This window comes from Variovorax sp. YR752 (genome assembly GCF_943372545.1).
Map to the genome: position 1 here is coordinate 46227 of NZ_CALRZC010000031.1, position 6173 is coordinate 52399.

The 6173-nt window shown below is 68.8% G+C and carries 4 protein-coding genes; 2 read left to right on the forward strand and 2 right to left on the reverse strand.

Annotation, left to right across the window (positions count from 1 at the left end; genetic code table 11):
* The first annotated feature begins 27 nt into the window (after positions 1-27).
* Entirely contained in the window at positions 28-1209 is a 1182-nt protein-coding gene (locus AAG801_RS10270) for a glycosyltransferase family 4 protein (RefSeq protein WP_341888297.1), read from the forward strand.
* 20 nt (positions 1210-1229) lie between these two features.
* On the opposite strand, the gene AAG801_RS10275 is transcribed toward AAG801_RS10270, so the two are convergent.
* Complete coding sequence (locus AAG801_RS10275; protein WP_341888298.1) at positions 1230-2471, reverse strand: glycosyltransferase; 1242 nt, start codon at positions 2469-2471, stop codon at positions 1230-1232.
* A gap of 185 nt (positions 2472-2656) precedes the next feature.
* On the opposite strand from AAG801_RS10275, the gene AAG801_RS10280 reads away from it, so the two are divergent.
* Entirely contained in the window at positions 2657-4147 is a 1491-nt protein-coding gene (locus AAG801_RS10280; protein ID WP_341888299.1) for a lipopolysaccharide biosynthesis protein, read from the forward strand.
* Between the two features lie 13 nt (positions 4148-4160).
* Here the strand turns inward: AAG801_RS10280 and AAG801_RS10285 are convergent.
* On the reverse strand, positions 4161-6173 hold a 2013-nt coding region (locus tag AAG801_RS10285; protein WP_341888300.1), incomplete at its 5' end, for a hypothetical protein.

Sequence of the window (6173 nt, forward strand, 5' to 3'; positions counted from 1 at the left end):
CCAACGTTTCGCACCTCTTGCGCGTCCATGAAGATCCTCTACCACCACCGCACGGCTTCGAAGGACGGTCAGGCTGTCCACATCGACGAACTGATCGCCTCGTTGCGCCAGGAGGGCCATGAGGTGTGCGTGGTGGCGCCGCAGGCGCCCGCCGCCGCCGACATGGGCGCCGAGGTCGGCTGGGTTCAGCGCCTGCGTGCGACGCTGCCCAAGGCGCTGTATGAACTGCTGGAGCTCGGCTATTCGCTGCTGGCGTATCGGCGGCTGGCCAGGGCGGCGGCCGAGTTCAAGCCCGATTTCATCTACGAGCGCTACAACCTGTTCCTGCTCTCCGGCCTGATGCTCAAGCGTCGCCTGCGCATCCCGCTGCTGCTCGAGGTCAACGCGCCCCTGGCCGACGAGCGTGAACGCTTCGGGGGGCTGGGTCTGCCATGGCTGGCGCGCTGGAGCGAGGGCGTCGTCTGGCGGGGTGCAGACCGGGTGCTGCCGGTGACGCGCGTGCTGGGCGGCCACGTGGCTGCACGAGGCGTGCCCTGGGAGCGCATCGAGGTCATACCCAATGGCATCAACGAGGCGCACTTCGCGTCGGCCCCGACGCCTGCGCAGGCCAAGGCCACGCTGGGCTGGCCGGATGCACTCGTGCTCGGATTCACGGGTTTCGTGCGCGACTGGCACGGCGTGGACCGTGTCTTGCGCTGGATGGCCGGCTCCGACGCGCCGGTCAACGCGCGGCTGCTGGTCGTCGGTGACGGGCCGGCGCGGGCAGACCTGGAGCGTCTGGCCGGCGAACTCGCGCTCGGCGACCGGGTGCGCTTCACCGGCGTGATCTCGCGTGAGCATGTGCCCGAACATGTCGCTGCGTTCGACGTCGCACTGCAACCCGCCGTGGTGCCTTATGCGTCACCGCTCAAGCTGTTCGAGTACCTCGCGTTGTCCAAGGCGATCGTTGCGCCGAACCGGCCGAACATCGCCGAGGTGCTGGAGGACGATGTCAACGCGCTGCTGTTCGACGAGCAGCGCGAGGGGCACTTCGAAGCCGCGTTGACCCGCCTGTGCCGTGACGGCGCGCTGCGCGAGCGCCTGGCCCGCGGAGCCGGCGCCACCATCGCCCGTCGCTCGCTCACCTGGCTCAGCAATGCGCGCCGGGTATGCCGTATTGCCGAAGACATCGGGCCGCGCGCCGGCACGGTGAGCCGGCCCGTCGCCTGAACGCAGCCGGGCGTTCGACCTCAGCTCAGCTGCGCGCGAGGCCTTCCGCCGTGCGGCCCATGCTCGTGCATCTCGCGCAGCAAGGCGAGCAACTGCTCGATGCGGCGATCCCAGGTGTTCTCGGCAGCGTAGCGCTGGATCGCGTCACGGTCCCAGCTGCGCATCAGGCCGTCGCCGATCGCTTCGCGCAGCGCCTGCGTGTCGCCGAATGGCACCAGCACACCAAGCTCGGGGCGGCAGACCACCTCGGCGTTGCCGCCCACCCGGGTGGTGATCACCGGCAGCCGGCACGCCATCGCCTCGAGCAGCACGTTGGCCCAGCCTTCGTAGCGTGTGGCGAGCACGAACAGGTCGGCCGCCGACAGCGGAACGTGCAGATCCGCGGGCGCCATGGCGCCGAGAAACCTGACGTGCCTGCCCATGGCCAGCCGCTCGGTCAGGGCACGCAGTTGCGCGGAATAGTCACCTTCCGGCCCGACACCGCCGACGACCAGCAGCAGCAGCTGCGGGTACTGCTGCACCAGCGCCGGCAGGCACTCGATGATGCGATGAAAGCCCTTGCGTTCGACCAGGCTGCCGACCGAGACCAGCACGCGCGCATCGTGCGGGATCTCCAGCCGGGCACGGGCGTCTTCCTGCGCAATCGGGTTGAACTTCTCGAGGTCGATGCCATTGCCGATGAGCACCGCATCGCGTTCGTCGGCGCCGAGCTCGATGCCGACCTGTCGCAAGGCCTGCGAGACGGCGACGACACGATCGGCACCCCGCAGCGCCCGCGCCATGCGGATGCCGATGGGCCGGTCGTGGCGCAAGCGCTCTTCCTTGCCGCGCAGCGTGATCAGGTAGGGCAGCCCGCACCAGCGTGCGAGCAGATGACCGGCATAGCCGTCCGGGTAGCCGAAGTGCACGTCGAGCAGGTCGGCGCGGCCGCTGTCGCGCAGTCGGCGCAGCAGCGGCCGCACCGCCATGGCGATCGACCAGCCATCCAGTCGGCGCAGCACACCTGGCAGCGCAAGGTAGCGCGGACGATGGATCTCGATGCCGTCGACAACTTCGTGCCGCGGTCGATCCGGGCGATAGCTCGGCTTCCAGCGCCGCAACAGTCCCTGCAGCGGAAACCAGGGCTGCGGCGCGACCACGGTGATCGGCAACTGCCGCGCGACGCGGAACATCCGCTCCTTGATGAAGACGCCGGCCACCGGCTCGGCGGCAGAGGGAAACAGGGTGCTGAGGACGATCAGCGCGGGCTTGGTGTGAGGCATGTCGACGAGGCAGGTGCACGGGCCGGGCGCAGCCGCGCGGCCCGATGGACGACGAGTATGCCCCGTGCCCGAAGGTTCATCGATTCCGACACCTTGCCGCAGGCAGCGAAGGCCAGTGAACTCTTGCACGGTGGAGGGCAACTGCTAAGCTGCCTCGGCAACTCGACAGGGACGGCATGGCTGAAATGAGAGGCGCGATCGCCAGGGGCGCCGCATGGATGGTTCTGTTCCGCCTGCTCGACCGTTCGATCGGCATCGTCAGTACTGCGGTGCTCGCGCGACTGTTGCTGCCAGAGGACTTCGGCCTGGTGGCGATGGCAATGTCGGTGATCGCGGTGATCGAGCTGGCCAGTTCCTTCAGCTTCGAGATCGCGCTGATCCAGAAGAGCGACCCGACGCGCGAGCACTTCGACACAGCGTGGACGCTGAACATCCTGGTTGCGGCGGCGGGGGCCCTGGCGACAGCACTGCTGGCCTGGCCGGCAGCCTCCTTCTACGGCGACGAGCGCGTGGTTCCGGTGATGCTGGCCATCGGCGGCGCCTGGCTCCTCGCCGGATTCGAGAATACCGGGACGGCCAACTTCCGCCGCGCCATGAACTTCTCGGCCGAGTTCCGCCTGATGGCCACCAAGCGGATGGTGTCGTTTGCGGTGACGATGGTCGCGGCGCTGCTGCTTCAATCGTACTGGGCACTCATCGTCGGCACGGCGGCGAACCGCGCCATGGGCGTGCTGCTGAGCTACACGATGCAGCCGTTCCGGCCGCGCCTGTCACTGTCCCGAAGCCGCGAGCTGTTTTCCTTCTCGGGTTGGCTGATCGCCAACAACCTCGCCGGCGTGGTGCTGGGCAAGGTGCCGCATTTCGCGGTCGGCAAGCTGTTCGGGGCGCAGGCGCTGGGCGCCTACACCGTCGGAGCCGAGATCGCGCACCTTGCCTATACCGAGCTGGTGGCGCCGATCAATCGCGCCACCTTTCCCGGCTACGCGAGGATGAAGGACGACCGGCCCGCCTTCCGCAGCACCTGCCTCGATGCGACGGCGGCGATCCTGCTCATCGTGCTGCCGGTCAGCAGCGGCGTCGCCCTGCTGGCCGCGCCCGTGGTCCGCATCCTGCTGGGCGCGCAATGGGGCGCTGCCGTGCCGATCGTCCAGGTGCTTGCCTTCGCTGGCGTGGTCTCGGCCATCACCTCGAACAACGTCGCGGCCTATCTGGCGCTTGGCCGGCCGCACCTCGCCACCTCGATCCTGGTGTCGCGGCTGGTCATTCTGCTGTGTGCCATGCTGGCGCTGGCGGGAAGCCACGGCATGCTCGGCGTGGCCATGGCCGAGCTGATCGCGGCCGCCGGGAGCTTGCTGGTGAGCCTGCCGATCCTGTTGCGCACGCTGGAGCTGCCGCTGCGGGACTATCTACGGGCGCTGTGGAGGCCATTGACTGCCAGTGCGGTGATGGCCGCCGTGCTCACCCTCGTCATGCAGTTGCTGCCGGCCCCCGACGATGTGCCGCGTGCCTTGCTCGTGCTGGCAGTCGGCGTGCCGGCGGGAGCGCTTGCCTACCCGATCGCGGTGGCGCTGGCGTGGTGGGCCAGTGGCCGGCCCGAGTCAGTCGAACGGCTGATCTGGACGCGCCTCACCGCCTGGGCCTCGACGCGATTCGCAGCCCGGCGCGCCGCGCGCTGAACTCGCTGCCTTGTCAGCGCGGCGCGATGCCCCAGACCGGGGTGTCGTGGAAGCTCTCGGCACCGCTGGCGTAGTTCGTCGCGCCACTCAGACGCGACCAGGCTGCAGCAGCGCCGCTCGCCCCGTGATCGACAGCGTAGGCAATCGCGGCGTGCAGGTTGCCCCAGTAGCCGTCGGCCATCGCCTGCGGGTCCGAACCGGAACTGCCCTGCAATGTGTTGCCGCCACCGCTGTTGGAGTTGCCGGTGGTCTGCGTGTAGATTGCTCCCCAGCTCTGGTACCAGTTCGTGCCGCTTCCATCGCTGGCCACCTTGAGGCCGTACTGCGCCGCATTCGTGAACGGGAACTGGTTCGGGTCACCCGGTGCGCCGAGGCGGCCGACGGCCCAGCGGTACATCCAGTCGCGCACTGCGTCGAGACTGGTCATCGAGGCCAGCGGCTCGGTGTCGGAGACGAGGCCGTTGGTCATCACCCAGAAGTCGGTCATCCACGGGGCGACCGTGCCGGTGCCGTTCCAGTTGCCATAGACGGACTGGTACACCGAGCCCGACCAGATCATCGAGCCGTTGGCATCGATCGCCGTCTTGTGTCGTGCGTAGCTGTTGGCGAGCAGGCTGCGGTAGTCGGCGGCCACGCCTCCGGCGGTGATGTCGGCATCCGGGGCGATCGCGCACAGCAGCCCCACGGTGCGCAATGCCCAGGCAATGCCACGGGTCTGCCCCGGCTGCAGGAAGCGATTGACGCCCGCTCCACGGTCCTGGCTGATGATCAGGTAGGTGGTGGCCGCCTGCAGATAGGCTGTCTCGAGGTGCCAGTAGTCGCCGGTGAGCAGGTAGGCCAGGTAGCCGGCGCAAGGATGGTGGTGCACCTCCCAGCGCAGCGAGCCGGCGGTGTAGCCATCATCGCCACCGCCGTTGGGCCCGCGCAGCGTCCAGCTGGCGAAGGCGGAGGGCTTGGGCGGCAGGTGTGTGCTGCGATCGCGCCAGACGATCGGGTACGAATTGATCGACGACGAGCCGGCAATGACGGCGCGATAGGCACGCACGTCGCCGCTCGAGCAGAACAGCGCTTCCCAGTTGGGCAGCAGGCCGATACCGGGCTGAAAGCCGGTGTTGCCCATGTCCTGCGTATGGGGGCCGCGGCTCATCGGCGCGTAAGTCTGAACCAGGCCGCCGAGCACCGAACTGGCTGGGCTGCGCCAGCCGTAGTTGGGCACCAGCCTGCTCGTGCGCAGTTCTGCCGCACTCTGGCGCGACGTGACCGCCGGGTCGCCCCCGATCCAGCCTTCGGCGCTCCAGCGGGTGTTGGCGTAGTGCGCCAGGCTCGCGCCGCCGTTGTCGTAGACCGTCGTGGAGCCGATCGTGACCGAAGGAACGTAGCTTCGCGCGGCATTTGCAGCCAGCCCGCCCGAGCCGTTATCGAGGTAGCCGTTCTCGACGATCGCGCGCACCCACTGCCGACCATCGGCAAACAGGCGAACGTGGAACCACACCGTCAGCAACGTCCCGCCGCCGACGCTGCCGCGATAGTGGCACTCGACCATCTCCGGCCCGCTGACCCAGGTGCGGATCGGGCTCCCGAGCAAGCTCGAGAGTGACACGCTGCCGAACGAACCGCACTGAACCATGGCTGCCGGGGCGGCGGATGCGATGCTGGCGGAGGTCAATGCCGTGCCCACAGGTGCCGTGCCGCTGGCGGCAGAAACCGTCAGCGCCGTGTTCTGCGTCAATGAGGCACGGCCGGACACGATGGCGTGCTTGATGCTTCCGTCGTTCCAGCGTCTTTTGACCACCACCTGGTAGTCAGTCAGGTTCAGCACGAAGCTGTCCGACACTGCACCCTTTGCGAAACCCAGGCCGAGGCTGAAGGGATAGGTGCCGCTGGCCGCCGACGTCGAGAGTGTGAAGCTGGCCGGCGCGCCGGGAGCGGGGGCCGGTGCAGGCGCGGGTGCGGGTGCAGGCGCGGGTGCGGGTGCGGGTGCTGGAGCCGGAGCCGGAGCCGGAGCCGGAGCCGGAGCCGGAGCCGG

Bases quoted from the DNA above. Each gene is read 5' to 3' on its own strand.
- AAG801_RS10270 (WP_341888297.1), top strand. From the start codon at position 28: ATGAAGATCCTCTACCACCACCGCACGGCTTCGAAGGACGGTCAGGCT.
- AAG801_RS10275 (WP_341888298.1), bottom strand. From the start codon at position 2,471: ATGCCTCACACCAAGCCCGCGCTGATCGTCCTCAGCACCCTGTTTCCC.
- AAG801_RS10280 (WP_341888299.1), top strand. From the start codon at position 2,657: ATGAGAGGCGCGATCGCCAGGGGCGCCGCATGGATGGTTCTGTTCCGC.